Source organism: Stenotrophomonas sp. 10N36 (assembly GCF_056395005.1).
In genome coordinates, this window is record NZ_JBFTIS010000001.1 from 394,762 (window position 1) to 414,845 (window position 20,084).

Below are 20,084 nucleotides of genomic sequence, written 5' to 3' on the forward strand. Positions count from 1 at the left end.
GTTTCAACCCTCCGGCCCATCAGCCGCTTGTTTGACCGCCGATAGGATAGCAGCCGACCGCGCCCGCTCCGCGGCATCCCACCAACGCGGCTGAAAAACCCGCTGTTCACGCACGTGCAGGCCTTCACGCCCGAGCCAGGCGCGCAGCGCGCCACTGTCAGCGGTACCCAGCACTTCGGCACCGGCGTCCTGCCAGCGCGCGACCACCGCCGGCCGCGGGTGCCGGAAGCGGTTGCCGTGCCCGGCCGAGACAATCGCCAGCCGGGGCGCCACCGCAGCTACCCAGGCGGCACTCGAAGAGCCATCACTGCCATGATGCGGCACCACCACCAGCGCGGCCCGCAATGTGGACGGCGCCTGCAGCAGCTGCGCCTCACTGCGTGCACCGATATCGCCGGCCAGCAGGATCGCGCCCTGCGCGGTCGCGATACGCAGCACGCAGCTGCTTTCGTTGCCCTGGTACGAGGTGCCCGACCGGGGGTGCAGGAACTGGAAGTCGACCCCGTCCCAGCGCCAGGACTGCCCGGCGTGGCAGGGCGCATCGATGCCCGGCAGCGCACCCTGCGGTGCCAGCAGCGGGGTACGCGGGAAGCCGCGCCTGACCGCCGCAACTCCGCCGGCGTGGTCGCGGTCGCCGTGGCTGAGCACGAGGCGATCCAGCCGCCCCTCGCCCAACGCATGCAGAGTGGGCACGACGATCCGCTCGCCCGCATCGAACCCGCCCACCGCAGCAGGGCCGGTGTCGTACAACAACCGGTGGGTGCGGGTTCGCACCCATATGGCCATGCCCTGCCCCACATCCATCACCAGCAGCTCCACCTCGCCGTCGGCCGGGCGCTGCTGGGCCGGCCACAGCAGCGGCAGGCACAGCAGGGCCGCCGGCAGCCGCCCACCGCTGCCGCGCGGCAGCAGCAGCCAGGCAACCCCGAGCACCGCCGCCAGCAACGCCGCGTCGCGGGCCTGTGGCAGCCACCACAGCGCCAGCGGGCTGCGGGCCGCGTAGCCGAGCAGCCACCAGCTGCCTTCGAAACACCACGCGGCCAGCTGCCACGGCCAGCGCCCTGCCCCCTCCACCAACGCTTCCAGTGCCGTGCCCAGCAGCGCCAGCGGCACCACCACCAGGCTCCACCAGGGAATCGCCAGCAGGTTGACCAGCGGCCCGGCACGCGAGGCCTGGCCGAACAGCGCCACGGTAAGCGGCAGCAGCGCCAGCGTGGCCACGCCCTGCGCCGCCAGGAAGGGGCGCAGCCAACGCGGGTCGCGCCCCGGCAGGCACCACACCAGCCAGAGCACCCCGGCGAAGCTGAGCCAGAAGCCGGGCGCCAACACGGCCAGCGGATCCACCAGCAGCACCGCCAGGGCGGCCAGCGCCAGGGCCTGCCCGACCGTCACCCGGCGCCGGCTGCAGCGGGCGGCGGCCAGCACGGCAATCATCAGCACGGTGCGCACGGTCGGCAGCGCAAAGCCCGCCACCCCGGCGTACAGCGCTGCGCCGGAGACGGCGGCAACGGCCATCCCCAGCGGGCGCGGCCAATACCGTCCCAGCGGCGGCCACACGCGCCACGCGCAGCCGGCCAGCCACGCCGCGAAGCCTGCGACAAGACCGACGTGGAAGCCGGAGATGGCAATGAGATGGGTCAGCCCCAGTGCGCGCAGGTCGTCCCAGTCGGCCTGGGTGAGCGCGCGGGTATCGCCCAGTGCAAGGGCCTGCACGAACCGCGCACCGCTGCCGCTTACCTGGGCGGCGATGGCCGCCGCCATGCGTTCACGCCAGGCGGGCACCCCGCTGCCGGGCGCCAGTAAACGTGCGCTGCCCGGTTCGCGGACCTGTCCGGACCCTGCCACCCCCTGCAACAGGGCGTGACGCTCCGCATCGAAGCCACCCGGATTGCGCAGCCCCCGTGGCGGGCGCAGCCGTGCATGCAGCCTCCAGCGCGCGCCCGCCTGCACGCGCCGACGCGGATCCTCCCCGCTGCCGCCGTGGGTATGCCACCCCATCGCGAACACGCGGCCGCGCACCTCGACCGGCAGCGCCGCATCGTCGTCAACGTGAAACAGGAATCGGCTGCTACGTCCGCCGTGGTCGGGCAGGCTGATCACCCGCCCCTGCAGCACGTGATCGACCGCCGCTGCCGTGGCAGGCAGCTGCCGCGCAAGCGCCGCGTGACCATGCAGACAGGCGCAGCCCACCCCGAGCAACGCCGCGCCCAGCCACCGCCATCGCGAGGGCCAGCCCCCCACCAGCAAGCCGACACAAACCGCCACCGCCCCCAGCCCGCGCGGCAGCAACTGCGGCGCGAAGACGATGGCGCATACGCCCACCAGCAGCGCTGCAGCGCACGCCTTGCCGAACAGGGGAAGTGGAACCGCCGCTGGCGCACCGTCGCGGCCTGCCGCGATGACCATGCAACGCTCCGGGCACAAAACCTGATGCTGGGCCGGGCCGGATACCTGCGCTATCGGGCAGGTCGTCGTCTGGATGTCGGTGAATGCCGCCGGTCCCGCCATGGCGACCCGACCAACGCCGACCCAAACGAAAAAGCCGACCTGATGGCCGGCTTTTCTGTGGGTCACACTGCAGTCTCTGCGACTGGAGTGGTGGGCGGTACAGGGTTCGAACCTGTGACCCCTACCATGTCAAGGTAGTGCTCTACCGCTGAGCTAACCGCCCGTTTCCTGCTTCTGCGCCGCTGCGAATGCGTCGGTGCAGGCCGCGTATATTACGGACGTCCCCCGGCAAGCGCAACACTTTTGTGAAGATATTTCACAACGCGCTGTTCAGCCCAGACTGGCCTCCTTCAACTGCCGGATCTGGTCGCGCACGTGCGCGGCATCTTCAAATTCCAGGTCGCGGGCGTGCTGGTACATCTTCTGCTCCAGCGCCTGCAGCCGCTTGGCGATCTGCGCCGGCCCCAGCGTGCGGTAATCCACCGCCTCTTCGGCCACTTTGCCACCGCGGCCCTTGCCCTTGCCGCGCGACTCTTTCTCGGCCGCATCCGACCGCGCACCTTCAAGCACATCGGTGATCGGCCGCAGCACCGACTTCGGCGTGATGCCATGCAATTCGTTGTACTCGACCTGCTTGGCGCGACGACGGTCGGTCTCGTCGATCGCCGCCTGCATCGAGCGCGTGATCTTGTCCGCGTACAGGATCGCCTTGCCACGCAGGTTGCGCGCCGCGCGGCCAATGGTCTGGATCAGCGAACCGGTGGAACGCAGGAAGCCTTCCTTGTCCGCATCCAGGATCGCCACCAGCGACACTTCGGGCATGTCCAGGCCTTCGCGCAGCAGGTTGATGCCCACCAGCACGTCGAACTTGCCCAGGCGCAGGTCGCGGATGATCTCCACCCGCTCCACCGTGTCGATGTCCGAATGCAGGTAGCGCACGCGGATGCCGTGCTCGGTGAGGTAGTCGGTGAGGTTTTCGGCCATGCGCTTGGTCAGCGTGGTGACCAGCACGCGGTCGCCGAGTTTGATCCGCTCGTTGACTTCGCTCATCAGGTCGTCGACCTGGGTCCCCACGGGGCGGATCTCCACCACCGGATCGATCAGGCCGGTCGGGCGCACCACCAGTTCGGTGATCTCATCGCCGGCTTCGCGCAATTCGTACGGGCCGGGCGTGGCCGACACGTAGATGCTGCGCGGGCAGCGCGCCTCCCACTCCTCGAAACGCAGCGGGCGGTTGTCCAGCGCCGACGGCAGGCGGAAGCCAAACTCCACCAGGGTTTCCTTGCGCGACCGGTCGCCCTTGAACATCGCGCCGATCTGCGGAATGGTCACGTGCGACTCGTCGATCACCAGCAGCGCGTCGGCCGGCAGGTAGTCGAACAGGGTCGGCGGCGGCTCGCCCGGGGCCTTGCCGGTGAGATGCCGCGAATAGTTTTCGATGCCGTTGCAGAAGCCGACCTCGGCCATCATCTCCAGGTCGAACTGGGTACGCTGCGCCAGGCGCTGCGCTTCCACCAGCTTGTTCTGCTCGTAGAGCTGCTCCAGGCGCGGCTTGAGCTCGGCCTTGATGGTTTCCACCGCCGCCAGCACGCGCTCGCGGGTGGTTGCATAGTGGGTTTTGGGGTACAGCGTATAGCGCATCAGCTTGCGCAGGCTTTCACCGGTGAGCGGGTCGAACATGCTGATCTGCTCGACCACCCCATCAAACAGCTCGATGCGTACCGCTTCGCTGTCCGACTCGGCCGGGAACACGTCGATGACTTCGCCCCGCACGCGGAACGTACCGCGCTGCAGTTCGTACTCGTTGCGGGTGAACTGCAGCGAGGTCAGGTGGTTGATCAGGTCGCGCTGCTCGATGCGCTCGCCGGTGGACAGGATCAGGCGCAGCGACAGGTAGTCTTCCGGCGCGCCCAGGCCATAGATCGCCGACACCGTGGCCACCACGATCGCGTCCGGGCGCGACAGCAGGGTCTTGGTCGCGGCCAGGCGCATCTGCTCGATGTGCTCGTTGATCGAACTGTCCTTCTCGATGAAGGTATCCGACGCGGCCACGTAGGCTTCGGGCTGGTAGTAGTCGTAGTAGCTGACGAAGTACTCGACCGCATTGTTCGGGAAGAACGACTTGAACTCACCGTACAGCTGCGCGGCCAGGGTCTTGTTCGGCGCCATGATCAGCGTCGGTTTCTGGACGTTCTGGATGACGTTGGCAATGGTGTAGGTCTTGCCCGAGCCGGTCACGCCGAGCAGGGTCTGCTTGGCGATGCCCGCCTCGAAGTTGGCCGTCAGCTTCTCGATCGCCGCGGGCTGGTCGCCGGCCGGCGAATACGGGGAGACAAGTTCGAAGCGATCGCTCATGGTGCCGCCATATCCGGGGCCTGCCAGTATACCGGGGGCAATGGTGACGGCCGGCTGAGGGGAAGGCTGACAACGCGGGCAGCCTTGGGCCGATGGGAGCCGCGCGTGCCGCAGAACAGGCTGAACGCCTGCTCCTGCCGTGGACGGATACACCATGACTGCCGTGAAGCGCTGCTGGATACCGGGCTTTCATGCGGGGTTGACCCTGCTTGAACTGGTGGTGGGCCTCGCGGTCGTTGCCGTGCTGTGTGCCATCGCCCTGCCCGGCCTGCAGCCGGTGCTGGACCGGCAGCGCGCTGCCAGCGCCCGGCAGGTAGTGAGCAGCCACCTCGCCTTCGCCCGGTTGGCCGCGATCCAGGGGCGCCACCCCATCCGGGTGTGCGCCAGCGTCGACGGCGCGACCTGCAGCGGAGACGCGAACGGCTGGGCGACCGGCTGGATCGTGCATCGCGCCGGGCGGGGCGATGGGCCGACCACCGACGCCGGGCCGCCGCTGCGCCACCACCAGCTTCGCTACCCGCCCGGCTGGACGATCCGCTCGAGCGATGGGCGTCGGCATATGCGCTTCCTGCCGGATGGCCGTGCCTTCGGCACCAACCTGACCCTGCAGGTCTGCGCCCGTGGCGACCTGATGGCGGAGATCATCGTGAACAACAGTGGGCGGATACGCTCGGAGAGCGTCCGTCGCCCAGGCGGCTGTGCACCGTGACGACCTTGCACCGTCGGCCCACGCGCCAGGCGTGCGGCCGGACACATAGAAAAGGCCGCGATTTCTCGCGGCCTTTTCAGAATCTGGCGCCCGAAGTTGGACTCGAACCAACGACCCCCTGATTAACAGTCAAGTGCTCTAACCGGCTGAGCTATTCGGGCGGGGAGGCGCATTCTAGACGCTCACACCGGACCTTGCAACACTCTGCGCGCTTACCAGCAGGTCACTCCGGACGCAGTGGCCGGCGTCTTCTGGCCGGCCTGGTTGACGGTCATCGTGCCGCACTTGTCCCTGGCCTGGCCGCCCTGGGGGACGGCCGTGATCGTATACGTCTGCGCCCCCGGGTTGATGGTCAGCTGGTAGGCGGCGGTGCCGGTACGCGGCGAGTTGATCGTCTGCGACCCCGTCTCGCTGAACTTGAACGCCAAATAGCTGTTGTTGAGCGTATGCATGCGTTCGGCGCGCTGCATGTACTCGACCATCTCGGCCTTGGCCTGGGCGCGCTTGGAGCGCAGCACGTACTGGGTGTAGTTCGGGTACGCGATCGCGCTCAGGATGGCGATCACGGCCACCACCACCATCAGCTCGATCAGGGTGAAGCCCACCACTCGCGACCTGCCGCGTGCATGACAACGATAACGGGTCACTGGATCTGCCTCCACGATTGACGACCACAAGGATACGGCACGAAGATCCGCTGGCTGCCGTTGTTGACGTAGTTCCAACACTCGTTCTCCGGTGTCGGCGGCGGACCCGTCGGGCCGCCACCGCCGGGGCCGCCACCGCCACCGCCGCTACCACCAGCGGCCAGGCCGCCCCCGGGCAGCGAATTGATGCCGACGTCGGTCACGGCGGCACTGCCGGTCGAATCGGTCCTGAGCCCCGCCACGCCATCGGAGATCATCGTGCCGGTGGTCGAGTCGAGGCGCGACTGGCCAAAGGCACCGCCGCCGGTACTCGACTGCAGGCCGAACAGCCAATTGGTCCCCGACGAGGCGCAGCCCGCGTTGCCCGGCGTGGGCACATAGGTGGGCAGGTAGACAACGCCCTCGGAGATCGTCGGGTTGCCCACGAAACGCTCGCCGGCCGGCAGGTCGACGTACCAGCCGCGACCGTTGTTCGGCGGTGTGCCGGTGCTGAGCGTACGCTGGCCGCCGCTGGTGATCACGCTGCTGCCGCCCAGGTTGGCGCGGGTGAGCGTCGTGGTGACCGCGCCGTCCGTGGTGTCGTTGACGCCATACAGCGACTGCACCGACAGGTCGGACGGATCGCCGACAAAGGAGAAGCTGCCGGTGCCGAAGAACAGCATGTTGCCGCCCAGCTCACCGGACATCGACTCGATGCCGCCGGTGAACGGCTGGCGCAGCGTGCGGCCGCCTTCGGTGTAGCTGCGGGTCGTGAACAGCGGCACCGTCACGTTGGCACGGCTGCGCAGGTCGAACTTCCAGACCGCGCCCTTCTGGTCGGTGCCGTAGGCGGTGTCGGCGTAGCCGTCGCTGCCGCGGGTCTGCTGGCTGGTGCCGCCGTAACGGTCCACCACAACCACGCTGCCCAGGCCGTTGCTGCCGGTGGGCACGCCGGCGCCGGATTCCACCGCTTCAATCATCGAAATGGTCGGCGTGCCGGTCTTGATGTCGACCAGGAACAGCACCGCCTTGCCATTGGCGCTGTTGTAGCCATTGCCAAATACCGCGCGCCAGACCGGCGTACCGGCGCTGTCGAGCATCGGCACGATCACCGGGCGCGCCAGCACATGGCCGATGTTGTTGCGCACGTCGGCCGACAGGGCCGTATCCAGATCGCTGATTTCCCACAGCTTGCTGCTGGCACCAAAAGTGGTGCCCGGGGTCACGTCCAGACCGAACACGCTGCGGCCACCGGCGCCGGAGGCGCCCACCAGGGTGGTATGCCAGTTGTTGCCGTAACGGGTATCGACCACGGTGATCTTGCCGTCGACGTAGTAGCGGTGATCGAACTTCTGGTCGTTCAGGTTCTTGGCGTTGTACGGGAACAGCAGGTTGCCCATGTGGCCGAGCGCCGTGGCCGGGATGTAGGCGAACGCCTCGGTACCGCCACCTGCAATCTGGGTGCCGGCGCCGTTCATGCCGCCATTGAAGGCATGCAGCATGCCGTCATTGGCCCCCACGTAGACCATGTAGTTGGCGTTGGCCCGCTTGTTGGTCAGGTAGGTCTGGTACGACGCGGCCAGGTCGACCCCAAGACGGCGGTAACCGAAGTCATCGCCCGGTGCGCTTACCACCGGGCTGGAGTTGACGATGTCACCCAGCCGCGTGGTGCGATCGCGCAGCTTGCCGCCACTTTTCACTTCGCCGCTCTGGTCACCCTTGAGGTAGGCCACCGCCGTGGTGGCCGTGGCCCCCAGTGCGGTCAGCTCGGTGGCGCTGCAGCGGGACATGCCCGGGTACAGTGCGGTCGACTTGGTGCACAGGTCGGCCAGCGTCACGCTGCCATCGTTGAACTCACGGGTGGTGCCATCCTTGGTGTAGAAGACCTTGCGCCCGCTGTTGGGCAGCAACGCAGCCGCCTCCCAGATCGGGGTGGAGACCACCTGCCGCTGCGAATTGACCGACAGCGCACTGGCCGACAGGCGACCGAACCAGTCGGTACCTTCGTTGGCGATTTCGTAGCTGGGGCCCACCGTGATGGAACCGGCACCGACGCGGGCACCGCTGGAACCGGAGCCACCGGACGGCGAGGCACCCGAGGTCACCGACGACAGCACCCGGCGCATCGCGGTGGTGATTTCTTCCGGGGTACGGGCGTTGATGTACTCGCCGCGGGTGTTGACCGTGGCATGCCAGATGTCATCGACCGTGCTGCGCTGGTCGTCCTGGCGCGGCGGCCAGTTGCCGTAGATCGACGCGTCGGTGTACGGGTTCTGATCCAGGTCCGGATTGAACAGATTGCCGCGCGCGCCCAGGGTGACGCCGTAGAAGTTGATGTGCAGGTTGGTCTGGCAGTCCAGGCTCTTGTCCGGATTGCCGGCCTTGCACGCCTGCGGCACCGGCACCTGGCCGGCAGTCAGGTCGGTGCGCAACGGCGAGGCGCCGCCCACACTGTTGTAGTACTTGGTCACGATGTCGGCCATCGTGTTGCTGTTGCCGTCCTGGAACGGGCTGCCCATGCCGCCGTCGTTGTTGCCGACCGTCGGACCACCGCCGTTGCTGAAGCCGTCGGTGAACAGCATCACCGCATTCTTCTGGCACGACAGCTGTACCGGTGCACCAGTGTCGGTCCGGGTGAACTGCAGCGCGGCCGCGTTCACCGCCTGCCGGTTGGGCGTACCGCCGCTGGCGGTCAGGGCGATCATGTCCGTATACAGCGCGAGCTTGTCGGTGTTGACCGCCATGTCACGCATGGTCAGCCGCTTGCTCTGGTCCGAACCGCTGTCGTAGCTGCCGTTCTGGTTGATCCGGAAATAACCCACGCGCAGATTGTTGACGTCCGACAGCGAACGGGTCATGCCGGCAATCATCGCGCGGTTGCGGTTGCCGTAATACGAGTACCAGTTGGCGAAGTTCTGCAGCGCCGCGGTATTGCCCGCGCCGATGGTGTACTTCCACATCGAGCAGTTGGTACCGCAGGCATTGTTCACGCGCACACGGGTGACGCCGTTGTAGGCGTTGTTCACCCCAGGAATCTGCGGGTACGGATCGTTGGCCGAGGTCCAGCGGGTGAAGAAGGTTGCCGGCGTGTACTGCATGTAGATCGTGGCCACACCGTCGTTCCAGGTGTAGTCGTTGGTGCGCTGGTAGTTGGTGTTGCCGTACCGGTAGAACGTACCCGCCGGGATCACCATGCCGTCCTGCATGCGGAACGAATCCGCACCCGCGGTGCTGTAGTACGGCGAGGCCAGCGCCACCGTACCGGTGTTGCGCGGATCGACGCGGGTGGCCAGCAGGCCGGCGTCACCATAGGACACGCCGTTGCCGGCCACCCAGGGCTCGTACTTCACCGCAGGGTTGAAGTAGGTCGGGTTGAAGTCGGACGAGCGCGAGAACCCCAGCTGATCGATCGGCGGGATACCGTAGTAGTTGTTGATGCGTGTACCCGGCAGCAGGTAGAAATAATCGCAGTTGCCGGAGGTGTTCAGGTTGCCACTGGAATCGAAGAAGCTCTTGCGGCCAGTGTCCCAGCAGCCCTCGCCGTCCATGCCCGGGAACTGGGTCTGGAAGGTCATCGAGCCGGAATCATCCACCGCCATGATGAAGGCCGGCGGCGTCTGCACCTGATTGTTCAGGGGCGCCTGTGCCAGCAGGCCCTGCGCCTGCGCGGCGATCAGGTTGTAACCAAGCAGCCCCAGGCCCGCGAGGGCGACGGCGGAGGTAGCGGTAATCCACTTGAACTTGCGCGTAGCCATGGCCGCGTCCTCAGAGCTTGAAAATGGTGTCGACGACCGACGCAGACGTCGGGCTGGCCGGGGTGTCGGCCGAGAAGCCGGTGATCTGGTACGTCGCCGTCGGGGTATCGCCAGTCTTGCCCATGCTGTTGGAATTGCCGGCAACGTCACCACCGCAGGAGTCGATGCGGCGCACGTTGACCGCTGGCGCGGCACCGGTACTGCGTTGCTCGGCCCACTCCACCGCGTCGAACGCGTTGCAGTCCAGCGTGATGGCACTCTCGGTGAACAGCGCGCCGGCCGGCGCCGTGGTGCGGTTGAAGACGGCCGCCGCGGTGGCTTCGGCGGTGCGCACCACGCCCTCGGTGTTCTGGAACGAGCGGTTCACCGCCCGGTAGTTGGAGGCCATCTTCTCCTGCATGCCGGCCACCTGCATGCCGGCGATGCCGAGCAGCGCCAGCAGGATCAGCATGATCAGTGCCACGTACAGCACCGCACCCTGCTGGTGGCGGCGGCTGGAGAGGGAGGGAGCGTTCTTGGTCGCCATGGTCAGTTCCCGAACAGACGGTTGCGCAGCGCGATGCTGACTTCGTAGGAGGTGCGGTAGCGCCCATCCTTGAGCCCGCTGGCGTCGTACTTGGTGCCCAGCACGCCCAGCTCGGAGGTCACGTCCGAGGCGGCCACGGTGGCCGCCCCCGGGCTTCGCAGCACCAGCCCCACCTGCACCAGGCCGACGCGACGCCACTGCCCCACACCGGTGGCGTTGGTCTGGGTGGTCACACCCGACGCCGTCGCCTGGGCGGTGATGTTGCCGGTCGGCTGGGTGGCCTTGCTGATGTTGGCGGTGGTGTCCAGGCCGAACAGCAGCTGCATGTTCTCCACGCCTTCCACCAGCTCTTCGTTGATGACGTAAGTACCTGCGGAGCCGGCGCGTGCGCGGCGCAGGCCGGGCTCGCCGGTAGCAGCGTTGACACCCACGTAATACACCACCGATTCGGCGCGATAGACCATGGTCGGCGCCAGGGGCGCGGCCACGAACCGGGACAGATCCACGCCGCCGGTGGCGGTCACCGTGCCCCCACTGACCGAACCGCGGAACACCTGCGCCGAGTTGCAGTCGGCCACGCCGAACACGGTGGGTGCGGCGACGCCATTGAGGTTCAGCCGCGCCGCCTTGGCCGTATCCATGGTCAAGGTGGTGGCACTCACGCCGATCACCGGCACGCCTTCCGGGGCCAGGTAACGCAGCACCAGTACGTCACTGCCGGCCACCGGCGCGGGCACCAGCCCGGTGATGGTGCCCGGCATGCCCGCCGGAATCGTGCCGCCGCCGGCCACCAGGGTGGCGTTCGGCGCCGTACCCGGGGCTTCATAGCCTTGCACGGCCACGTTGAAATCCAGGGGCGCGCCGCTGCCTGCCGTCGCGCCGGTGGTGATCCGCGGGTCGCCGAACGCCTTCACGATATGCGCAAGGTCGTTCACGCACCCCATGTGCCCGGCCATGCGGACATCGCGCTCCAGGAAGTCCAGCGCGAAGCGGCCGTTTTCCTGTACGCGGGCTACGCCTTCGGACAGCCGCGAGGCCGACTGCGACGCGATGAAGATCTGGATGACACCCAGCATGAGCACCAGGCCGATGGCCATGGCGATCATCAGTTCCACCAACGACAGGCCGTGCTGGCGCGTTCTGGACATGGACAGGGAACTCATAGCTGGGTGGTCAGGGCGAAGGTGGTGGGCGAATCCGGGTTGCTTGCATCCCATCGGTCGTCGGCCCAGGTAATGGAGACCGTGGCGGCGCCATTGACCATGACCACGGTGGCGCCGGCATTGGCGCCCATGGCCTTGACGACCTGGCATTGCCAGCGGGAGATATTCTGTTCGATCGTCACCGCATTGCTGACCGGCCGCGTGCAGGCAGTATCGGTTGCGCTCACGGTACCCGGCGCGAAGGTGGCATTGGTGTACCAGGCCGACTGGTGCCGGTTGCTGCGCATCTGCTCGGTGAGGTCGTAGGCCAGGTTGGTGGCCTGGGTACGGTAATTGGCACTCTGCACGAACCGGATGTTGGCGGTCTGCAGCAGTGCGAACCCGAGCAGCCCGAAGGCGAGGATCACGATCGCGATCAGCACTTCCAGCAGGGTGAAGCCACCCTGGGCAGCGCGGAGAGGGACGGGACGACGCTTCATGGGCAAGCTCCCTTCACGGCGCTGATCTGGCCAGAGGCGTTGATGGTGACGGTACGCAGCAGGGACTGGGTGCCGCACTTGTCCGGGCGCATCACCAGCACCTGGTCTGCCGCCAGCTTGCGGCGGCCACGCCCATCGAAGGCGATCGGTGCGGTGGGGCCCTGCACGACCAGGCCGCTGCTGATCTTGTTGAACCGCAGCACGGTGTCGCCGGTGCCGTACAGGCCGTTATGGTCGATGTCGGAGAAGGCCATCATGCCGACGCCCCAGGCGCCGTCGCAGGTATTGCCGTTGCTGCTGCCGCACACGCCGCCACCGCGGCTGTTGCGGATGGCTTCGCTGCGGGCCAGGTTGACCAGCCCCAGCAGCTCGTTGTGCCCGGCCGCCAGCCGGTTGGAGCGGAGGGTGCCCTGGAAGCTCGGATAGGCGATGGCCGACAGGATGGCGACCACCGCGACGGTGACCATCAACTCAACCAGTGTGAAACCCTTGGACGGGCGCATGGACATGGAACGCTCCCCAGCGTGATGGGACAGACGATGGACGCCTCGCCGCCTGCCGGCAAGGGGCGGCAGGATGAACGGTCATCCGGGGGCGACAGGCGTCAAGGGGTTGACGCCGCGCGGTACCGGGAGGGCGGCCAGGACCCGGCCCACCCTCCCCCGCCCCGGCGGGTCAGCCGGGGCGCTGGGCTCAGGCCAGGACCTTGTAGCAGGGCTGGTACTCGCCGGAAATCTTCATCCGGCGCTGCTCGACGAAGCCGCGCAGCAGCTCGTCCAGGGCCTGCATCATGTCGGCGTCGCCGTGGATCTCGAACGGGCCGAACTCCTCGATGCGGCGCATGCCGTCTTCCTTCACGTTGCCGGCCACGATGCCGGAGAACGCGCGGCGCAGATCGGCCGCCAGGGCATGCGGCGGTCGCCCGTGGTGCAGGTCCAGCGCGGCCATGGCTTCATGGGTCGGCACGAACGGCTGCTGGTACTCCCACGGAATCTCGATGGACCAGTTGAAGAAGAACGAATCCTTCTGCTCCAGGCGGTGCTCGCGCACGCGCTTGATGCCCGCGGACATGCGTCGCGCCACTGCCACCGGGTCGCCGATGATGATCTCGTAGCGCGCGGCCGCCGCATCGCCCAGGGTCAGGCGGATGAAGCGGTCGATCTGCTCGAAGTACGGCGCGGCCACGGTCGGGCCGGTCAGGATCAGCGGGAACGGCAGGTCCTTGTTTTCCTCGCGCAGCAGGATGCCGAGCAGGTACAGGATTTCCTCGGCGGTACCGACGCCGCCGGCGAACACGATGATGCCGTGGCCGATCCGCACGAACGCTTCGAGACGCTTCTCGATGTCCGGCATGATCACCAGGTGGTTGACGATCGGGTTCGGCGACTCGGCGGCGATGATGCCCGGCTCGGTCAGGCCGATGTACCGGGTGACGTGCTTGCGCTGCTTGGCGTGGGCAATGGTGGCGCCCTTCATCGGGCCCTTCATCGCGCCCGGGCCGCAGCCGGTGCAGATATCCAGGCCGCGCAGGCCCAGCTCGTAGCCGACCTGCTTGGTGTACAGGTACTCATCGCGGCCGATCGAGTGGCCACCCCAGCACACCACAAGGTTCGGGTCGCCCGGGTTGAGGATGCGCGCGTTGCGCAGCAGCCCGAACACCGCGTTGGTGATCCCTTCGGAGGATTCCAGTTCGGCCGCGTAAGCCGGGCCCATTTCGATGGCCATGTAGGCCAGGTCGCGGACCACGGCAAACAGCAACTCGGCGACGCCGCGGATGATCTCGCCGTCGACGAAGGCCATCGCCGGCGCGTTCACCAGGTCGATGCGCACGCCGCGATCCTGCTGGGCCACCTGGATGTCGAAATCGGGGTACAGATCGCGCGCCGCGCGCGGATCGTCGGAGGCGCTGCCGCTGGTCAGCACGGCCAGCGCGCAGCGGCGCAGCAGCTCGTGCATGCCGCCGCCGGATGCATCGCGCAGGCGTGCCACCTCGGCGCGCGACAACACATCCAACCCACCGCGCGGGTAGATCCGCGCGTCCTGCACCGGCAGCGTCCGCGCCGGCGTTTCGGTGATCTTCATTTCCATTCTTTTCGCTTCCTCAAGGTAGACGACTGTACTGCTGCCCCCTTAAAAAGCAAAACGGCCGGGAAACCCGACCGTTGGATACATCCTGACGTCAGCAGGCCATTTGGAGCCGCTGCGGTGCACTGATTTCTGCGCAACCCATCGAAGATACATGGACCGGGCCGATCTGGCAAGGAGGCGACCCAACGCGAGCGGCCGCCCACAAAAAAAACGGCCGGGTTTCCCCGGCCGTTTTCAATCAACCATCACGTTCTATGGATCAGAACTTGTACTTCAGGGTCAGCTGCATCGACCAGCGCGACACGCCGGTGTTGCCCTTGTCGTTGTTGTTTTCCTGGATCTGCGGGCTATCGGCGGAACCGGTGAAGTTGTAGATGTACTTGCCGGTGGCCGGATCGATACCTGCGTAGCTGGCAACGCGTGCGGTCGAGTTGAAGCCGTAGTCTTCGATGCGGCCCCACTTCTTGTTGATCAGGTTGCCGACATTCATGATGTCCAGCGCCAGCTCACCCTTGTGCTCCTTCATGAAGCCCGGGAATTCCTGGGCGATATGCACGTCGAAGCTGTTGGTCCACTTGGTGCGGAAGGCGTTGGCCGGGGCAATCTGGCCCTGGTACTTCTCCAGCTGCGGGTTGGCCGCCAGCCAGTCGAAGAAGGCCTTTTCCATTGCCGCGCCGCCGGTGAACTTGACGTCGCCGTAGCCGTTGGGCACGTAGAACAGGTCGTTGAAGAAGCCGGCACCCGAGGTGGACGCAGCGTCGCCGTTCATGTCGTTGTAGTAGATGTAGCTGAACGGACGACCCGAACGGCCTTCATAGAACAGGCCCACGGAGGTGTTGTAGTCGCCGAAGAACGCCTTCTTCCAGTTGATCGAGCCGGTGATACGGTCCTTGATCGCGTAGCGCGAGTCATAGGCCACGTTCTCATTGACGTTGCCGATCAGGGTGCTACCCCAGTTGGAGGTGTTCTGCGAGCTGGTCAGCGGGCTGACTTCCTTCGCAGCGGTGTAGGTGTAGGCCAGCGACCAGCCCCAGTTTTCGGTCAGCGGCTTGTTCAGGCCAACGGTGAACTGGCGGCTGCTGCCCTTGTCGGTGTTCTTCATCAGCAACACGTCGCCCATGTCGGAAGGGCGATTTGCCTTGCCGCCCACGCGCTGGGTGGTACCAACGGCAGTTGCACCCTCACGGATAGAGCAGTTGGTCGGCGTAGCTGCCAGACCCACGCATGGAATGTAGCCCGCGCCGTTCCAGAACAGCTCACGACCGTCCTGACCAATACGGGTCGAACCGGCGCCAGCCTGGTTGTACAGATCCAGACGCTCGAAATAGATCGCGCTCTTGACCTTGGTGTACAGGAACTCAGCCGACGCGACGATGCCGTACCACGGCAGTTCGTGGTCAAAGGCCAGGTTGGTCTTCCACACCGACGGCAACTTCAGGTCGGGCGAGGCGATGTCCACGTTCTGGCGTGCACCGGCGCCCGCGCTCGGGATGTACGGCGGATTGGTGTCCGGGGTGAAGATCGCGCCCGGGTTGTTCACCGTGTACTCGGTGTAGTTCAGGCCGGTGTTCTGGTAGGCACCTGCCAGCCACACGTTCGGGGCCGCGCCACCGAACAGGCCCACGCCGCCGCGCAGCTGGGTCGGGCGATCGGTGTCGAAGGTGTAGTTGAAACCGAAGCGCGGCTGCACCAGCTTCTGGTCAGGCAACTGGGTGTTGTCATACCCGTACAGCTGCATGATGCGCGGGTTGTACAGCTTCTGCGTGCTGAAATCCGGCATGTCGACGCGGACGCCGGCCTGCACGGTCAGATTGCTGTTGACGGCCCAGCTGTCCTGGATGAACACACCGGTGTTCTTCAGCGTGTACTTGGCCGGGATGTCATCGTAGCTGCCGCCTGCACGCGGGGCGCGCACGATGTACTGGGCCGGATTATTGTTGGCGAAGTCGTTGAGGCTGGCGAAGCTGTAGGCGCCATTGACGTTACGGCCGTAGTAGTTCAGCAGGTCGTTGTCGGAGTAGTCGAAACCGAACTTGACGGTGTGGTCGCCGACGTACCAGGTAGCCGCACCGAAGGCGCTCAGTTCCTTGCTCTCGACCGCATTGACGTGCGAGTTCTGCTCGGTACCAAAGTACAGCGAGTCATTGCCGGTGGCGCCAAAGCCACGCACCTGGATCTGCGGCAGGCTCGACGGGGTGGTACGGACCGAGGTGTATTCCTTGTGCGACAGCTTGAACTCGGTCGAGAAGTTCTCGGACCAGTCACTGAACAGCTCGCCCATCCACGATTCGTAGGTCTTCGGCTGCTGGTACCAGAAGCTGCTCAGCGAAACGGCGCTGCTGCTGATCTGCGGGAAGCGCACCACGTTCTGCTCGAGCTTGTTGTAACGCACGGCAGCACGGTGGTTGTCGCTGATGTTCCAGTCGACCTTCAGCGCGTACTCTTCCACTTCGGTCTTGTTCGACGGCGCGTTGAGCGAGCCGGCATCGAAGCCGTAACCGGTGGCGATCTGCTGCGCGCGGGTGATGTCGGCATCGGTGATGGTGCCCTTGCCGTAAGGCGAGTCGGTCAGGCTGACGCCCGGGGCCGAACGCTCCATCTTTTCGTAGTTGGCGAAGAAGAAGACCTTGTCCTTGATGATCGGGCCACCCAGGGTCATGCCGTAGGTCTTTTCGTCATCGAAGCCGTTGAAGCGGACGCCTTCCAGATCCTTGCGGACCATATCCTTGTCGCGGTACGCGTAGTACACGGTGCCGCCGAAGTTATTGGTACCCGACTTGGTCACCGCGTTGATCACCGCACCGGTACCACCGGCGATGGTGGTGTCGTAGTTGGCGATGTCGATGTTGATTTCCTGGATCGCATCCATCGACACCGGCTGACGCTCGGTCGGCAGGTTGTTGGATTCCAGGCCGAACGGATCGCCGGCACCGATGCCGTCGATGCGGATCGCGTTGTAACGGGTGTTCTGGCCACCGACCGAGATCGCACCGTCGGCCTTGCTGACCTGCGAGATGCGCGGGTCGAGGCGGATGTAATCCTGGATGTTGCGGTTGACCGACGGCAGCGACTCGATCGTCTGGCGATCAACGTTGGTGCCGGTGCCCATCTTGTAGGCGCTGAAGATTTCCGAACCACCGGCCACGGCCACGACCTGCACGGCATCGAGGTTGGTGGCACCGGCGGCCATGTCACCGGCCAGGTTGGCGTTGACGGTGTTTACCTGATTGAGGTTCAGGTAAACGCCTTCTTCGGTCTTGGTGCCTTCACCGGCCTTGTTGATGGTGATGGTGTACGGACCACCCACGCGCAGGCCGCGCGCGTTGTAACGACCCGACGCATCCGTGGTGGCGCGGCTGACGGTGCCCGACTCGGTGTGCGTGATGGTGACTTCGGCACCGACAACAGGCGAACCTGCGGCGGACGTGACCTGGCCGCCGACACCGGCAGAGGTGCTCTGGGCGAAGGCGGGAGCGGCGGCAAGTGCAGCCACGAGACCAAGAGTGAGCTTGGACATCCGGAGGTGGGTCATTTTGGGGATAGCCTCGATGCGAGATTGGGGATGGCGGAGAAAAAAACGCGCCCAAGCAGCCTTGCTGGCGGCTGACTGGACTTTTGATCTGGGTTCCCTAGCCGCTGGCTGGTTTCAGCCGCAACGGTTAACACTAGATTAACACGGTAGCTTCGGATTGTGACGGTTTGGCGACAAAACACACGCCATCACAACGGTATCGTGACGCTTTCTTCACATTTAGGATGGACTGGCTGAATGGCGGGGATATGACAGCGCGCCCGCCCGTAGAGCCGGGCTCTGCCCGGCTGGAACCGCGATCGGCCAATTGCGTAGGGCCGGTCTCTGCCCGGCTGCGCCAGAACGTCAAAGGCAGCCGGGCAGAGCCCGGCTCTACGGGGCTCAAGCGGCCGGGCGGCGCCCGGCGCTACGCGGCGGGGGTGTGGATCTGCCCGCGGTGGCCCGCACCGGCGGCTGAGAGCAGCAGCACGGCAGCTTGCGCGCAGTCGACCGGATCGCGGGCGCTGCGGTCTTCATCCAGCGAAAAGGCCCGGGCACGCAAGGCCGTGCGCATCGGGCCCGGCTGCAGGCCGCTGACCCGGACAGGGCTGCGGCCCAGCTCGTCATGCAGGCTGCTGATCAGGCCGCGCAGGCCGTGCTGGGCGGCGCCATAGCCCCCCCAGTAGGCCTGCCCTACCCGTGCTGGATCGTCCACGGTGAACACGAGTGCGGCATCGTCACGCTGGCGCAGCAGCGGCAGGCAGGCCTGGGCCAGCCAAGCCGGCGCGGTCAGGTTGACGTGCACCGCCCGGGCGAAGGCGGCCGGGTCGGCCAGCTCGAACGGGGTCAGGCCGGCGAAGTCGGCGGCGCAGTACAGCAGGCCGTCCAGACGGCCAAGCTCGCTCTGCAGGCGCTCGGCCAGTGCGGCGTAGTCGTCGGGGGTGGCCCCTTCCAGGTCCATCGGGTACAGCAGCGGCTCGGGGCCGGCGGCCAGGACGGCCGCGTACACCCGGTCGAGCCGGCGCGGCTTGCGTCCCAGCAGGACCACCGTGGCACCGGCTCCGGCGCAGGCCACGGCAGCGGCGCTGCCGAAGCCACCGCCCGCACCGGCGATGAGGATGACGCGATCGGCAAGCGATCCAGTCCCGACCACAACGGACGGGACCGCACTCATGGGAGCGATGCCTCTTCCACGATGCGCTTGAGCTCGCCGGATTCGAAAAGCTCCAGCACGATGTCGCAGCCGCCGATCAGTTCGCCGTGGATGAACAGCTGCGGGAAGGTGGGCAGGTTGGAGAAGCGCGGCAGGTTGGCGCGGACCTCCGGTTCCTCAAGCACGTTGACCGTGCGCAGCGCGACCGCGCCGGCGGCCATCAGGGCCTGGATTGCCCGGCTGGAGAACCCGCACATGGGGTACTGGGGGGTGCCCTTCATGAACAACACGAGGGGGTAACGCTCCACTTCGGTCTGGATCTGCTGCATCACCGCCACAACGACTCTCCCTGCGGGTGGGACAACCCGGCCTGGCCGGTCGGATAGACTTCCCTCAGCGCCATTGTAAGCCTTCCGGCCCTGCCACCGGCGCCCCCGTCCCCAATCCAATGCGAGCCATGCCCCTCGACCTGCCCCGCCTGCCCTACGACCGCACCGCCCTGCAGCCGCACCTGTCGGCCGAAACGCTGGACCTGCACCACGGTCGCCATCATCGCGCCTACATCGAGGCGGTCAATGCGCGCATCGAAGGCACCGAGCTGGCCGACCTACCGCTGGAGGACATCGTGCGGCAAAGCCAGGGCAGCCTGTTCGATGCCGCCGCCCAGGCCTGGAACCACGCGTTCTACTTCCAGTGCCTGCACCCGCGCGGCGGCGGCGATCCGAAGGACCGGCTGGGCGAACTGGTGACCCGCCACTTCGGCGACGTGCGCCGGCTGCGCGAGGAATTCGAGCGCGCCGCACTGGGCCTGTTCGGTTCGGGCTGGGTATGGCTGGTGCAGCACCCGACCGGCGCGCTGGCGATCCAGAGCACGCGCAATGCCGGCACGCCGCTGACCGGGCACAGCACCCCGCTGCTGGCCTGTGATGTGTGGGAGCACGCGTATTACACGGACTACCAGAATGAGCGCGCGCGCTATCTGGAGGCGTTCTGGAAGCTGGTCAATTGGGATTTCGTGGCGGCGCAGTTGCGCGATTGAGCTGTGTGTACCGACCAACGGTCGGTACCTACCCGGGGCGTTGACGGGCGGTTTCGACCGGGGGTTGGGATGGCCGCGTGTACCGGCCAACGGTCGGTACCTACCCGGGGCGTTTACGGTCGGTATCGACCGGGGGTTTGGGATGCTGCGTGTACCGACCAACGGTCGGCACCTACCCGGGGCGTTGACGGTTGGTATCGACCGGGGTTTGAGACGGCCGCCTTTACCGACC

14 protein-coding genes and 2 tRNA genes are annotated in these 20,084 nt (G+C 66.5%); 2 read left to right on the forward strand and 14 right to left on the reverse strand.

Features of this window, described 5'->3' with window-relative positions:
* Nucleotides 1-3 precede the first annotated feature (3 nt).
* From AC1DCJ_RS01915 to uvrB, 3 genes are all read right to left on the reverse strand, one after another.
* On the reverse strand, nt 4-2,406 hold the full coding sequence (locus tag AC1DCJ_RS01915) for a DNA internalization-related competence protein ComEC/Rec2 (RefSeq protein ID WP_478069953.1): 2,403 nt from the start codon (nt 2,404-2,406) through the stop codon (nt 4-6).
* A gap of 190 nt (nt 2,407-2,596) precedes the next feature.
* A tRNA-Val gene (locus AC1DCJ_RS01920) sits at nt 2,597-2,671 on the reverse strand.
* Between the two features lie 107 nt (nt 2,672-2,778).
* Entirely contained in the window at nt 2,779-4,803 is a 2,025-nt protein-coding gene (gene uvrB, locus AC1DCJ_RS01925) for an excinuclease ABC subunit UvrB (protein ID WP_038689243.1), read from the reverse strand.
* A 154-nt stretch (nt 4,804-4,957) separates the two neighbouring features.
* On the opposite strand from uvrB, the gene AC1DCJ_RS01930 reads away from it, so the two are divergent.
* A complete protein-coding gene (locus tag AC1DCJ_RS01930) occupies nt 4,958-5,512 on the forward strand; it encodes a GspH/FimT family pseudopilin (RefSeq protein ID WP_137189084.1) in 555 nt (184 codons plus the stop codon).
* An 84-nt stretch (nt 5,513-5,596) separates the two neighbouring features.
* Here the strand turns inward: AC1DCJ_RS01930 and AC1DCJ_RS01935 are convergent.
* The 11 genes from AC1DCJ_RS01935 to grxD form a co-directional block, all read right to left on the reverse strand.
* Nucleotides 5,597-5,673 (reverse strand) — tRNA-Asn (locus tag AC1DCJ_RS01935).
* 51 nt (nt 5,674-5,724) lie between these two features.
* Entirely contained in the window at nt 5,725-6,117 is a 393-nt protein-coding gene (locus tag AC1DCJ_RS01940; RefSeq protein ID WP_478069954.1) for a type IV pilin protein, read from the reverse strand.
* A gap of 38 nt (nt 6,118-6,155) precedes the next feature.
* Nucleotides 6,156-9,893, reverse strand: coding sequence for a pilus assembly protein (locus tag AC1DCJ_RS01945; RefSeq protein ID WP_478069955.1), 3,738 nt, complete (start codon nt 9,891-9,893; stop codon nt 6,156-6,158).
* A gap of 10 nt (nt 9,894-9,903) precedes the next feature.
* Complete coding sequence (locus tag AC1DCJ_RS01950; protein ID WP_141058637.1) at nt 9,904-10,419, reverse strand: pilus assembly PilX family protein; 516 nt, start codon at nt 10,417-10,419, stop codon at nt 9,904-9,906.
* A 2-nt stretch (nt 10,420-10,421) separates the two neighbouring features.
* Nucleotides 10,422-11,567, reverse strand: a complete 1,146-nt coding sequence (locus AC1DCJ_RS01955) for a PilW family protein (RefSeq protein WP_478069956.1) — start codon at nt 11,565-11,567, stop codon at nt 10,422-10,424.
* An 11-nt stretch (nt 11,568-11,578) separates the two neighbouring features.
* The gene (gene pilV / locus AC1DCJ_RS01960; RefSeq protein WP_478069957.1) at nt 11,579-12,061 is read right to left on the reverse strand and encodes a type IV pilus modification protein PilV; all 483 of its coding nucleotides are present in this window, start codon (nt 12,059-12,061) and stop codon (nt 11,579-11,581) included.
* The gene (locus AC1DCJ_RS01965) at nt 12,058-12,570 is read right to left on the reverse strand and encodes a GspH/FimT family pseudopilin (RefSeq protein WP_137189078.1); all 513 of its coding nucleotides are present in this window, start codon (nt 12,568-12,570) and stop codon (nt 12,058-12,060) included. The genes pilV and AC1DCJ_RS01965 overlap by 4 nt, the downstream gene beginning before the upstream one ends.
* A gap of 184 nt (nt 12,571-12,754) precedes the next feature.
* Nucleotides 12,755-14,143, reverse strand: a complete 1,389-nt coding sequence (gene ppnN / locus AC1DCJ_RS01970) for a nucleotide 5'-monophosphate nucleosidase PpnN (RefSeq protein ID WP_038692338.1) — start codon at nt 14,141-14,143, stop codon at nt 12,755-12,757.
* 265 nt (nt 14,144-14,408) lie between these two features.
* Nucleotides 14,409-17,681, reverse strand: coding sequence for a TonB-dependent receptor (locus AC1DCJ_RS01975; protein WP_478069958.1), 3,273 nt, complete (start codon nt 17,679-17,681; stop codon nt 14,409-14,411).
* A 406-nt stretch (nt 17,682-18,087) separates the two neighbouring features.
* Entirely contained in the window at nt 18,088-18,834 is a 747-nt protein-coding gene (locus tag AC1DCJ_RS01980) for an SDR family NAD(P)-dependent oxidoreductase (RefSeq protein WP_478069959.1), read from the reverse strand.
* Nucleotides 18,831-19,151 (reverse strand): Grx4 family monothiol glutaredoxin, encoded by a 321-nt coding sequence (grxD, locus tag AC1DCJ_RS01985; protein WP_038689261.1) that lies wholly within the window; start codon nt 19,149-19,151, stop codon nt 18,831-18,833. Before grxD ends, AC1DCJ_RS01980 begins: the two co-directional genes overlap by 4 nt.
* 119 nt (nt 19,152-19,270) lie before the next feature.
* Between grxD and AC1DCJ_RS01990 the strand changes: the two genes are divergently transcribed.
* The gene (locus AC1DCJ_RS01990) at nt 19,271-19,852 is read left to right on the forward strand and encodes a superoxide dismutase (protein ID WP_141058632.1); all 582 of its coding nucleotides are present in this window, start codon (nt 19,271-19,273) and stop codon (nt 19,850-19,852) included.
* Nucleotides 19,853-20,084: the final 232 nt, after the last annotated feature.

Coding starts and splice junctions, on each gene's coding strand:
- AC1DCJ_RS01990 (WP_141058632.1), top strand. CDS start 19,271: ATGCCCCTCGACCTGCCCCGCCTGCCCTACGACCGCACCGCCCTGCAG.
- uvrB (WP_038689243.1), bottom strand. CDS start 4,803: ATGAGCGATCGCTTCGAACTTGTCTCCCCGTATTCGCCGGCCGGCGAC.
- AC1DCJ_RS01965 (WP_137189078.1), bottom strand. CDS start 12,570: ATGTCCATGCGCCCGTCCAAGGGTTTCACACTGGTTGAGTTGATGGTC.
- ppnN (WP_038692338.1), bottom strand. CDS start 14,143: ATGAAGATCACCGAAACGCCGGCGCGGACGCTGCCGGTGCAGGACGCG.
- AC1DCJ_RS01915 (WP_478069953.1), bottom strand. CDS start 2,406: ATGGTCATCGCGGCAGGCCGCGACGGTGCGCCAGCGGCGGTTCCACTT.
- AC1DCJ_RS01930 (WP_137189084.1), top strand. CDS start 4,958: ATGACTGCCGTGAAGCGCTGCTGGATACCGGGCTTTCATGCGGGGTTG.
- AC1DCJ_RS01950 (WP_141058637.1), bottom strand. CDS start 10,419: ATGGCGACCAAGAACGCTCCCTCCCTCTCCAGCCGCCGCCACCAGCAG.
- AC1DCJ_RS01980 (WP_478069959.1), bottom strand. CDS start 18,834: ATGAGTGCGGTCCCGTCCGTTGTGGTCGGGACTGGATCGCTTGCCGAT.
- AC1DCJ_RS01975 (WP_478069958.1), bottom strand. CDS start 17,681: ATGACCCACCTCCGGATGTCCAAGCTCACTCTTGGTCTCGTGGCTGCA.
- AC1DCJ_RS01955 (WP_478069956.1), bottom strand. CDS start 11,567: ATGTCCAGAACGCGCCAGCACGGCCTGTCGTTGGTGGAACTGATGATC.
- pilV (WP_478069957.1), bottom strand. CDS start 12,061: ATGAAGCGTCGTCCCGTCCCTCTCCGCGCTGCCCAGGGTGGCTTCACC.
- AC1DCJ_RS01945 (WP_478069955.1), bottom strand. CDS start 9,893: ATGGCTACGCGCAAGTTCAAGTGGATTACCGCTACCTCCGCCGTCGCC.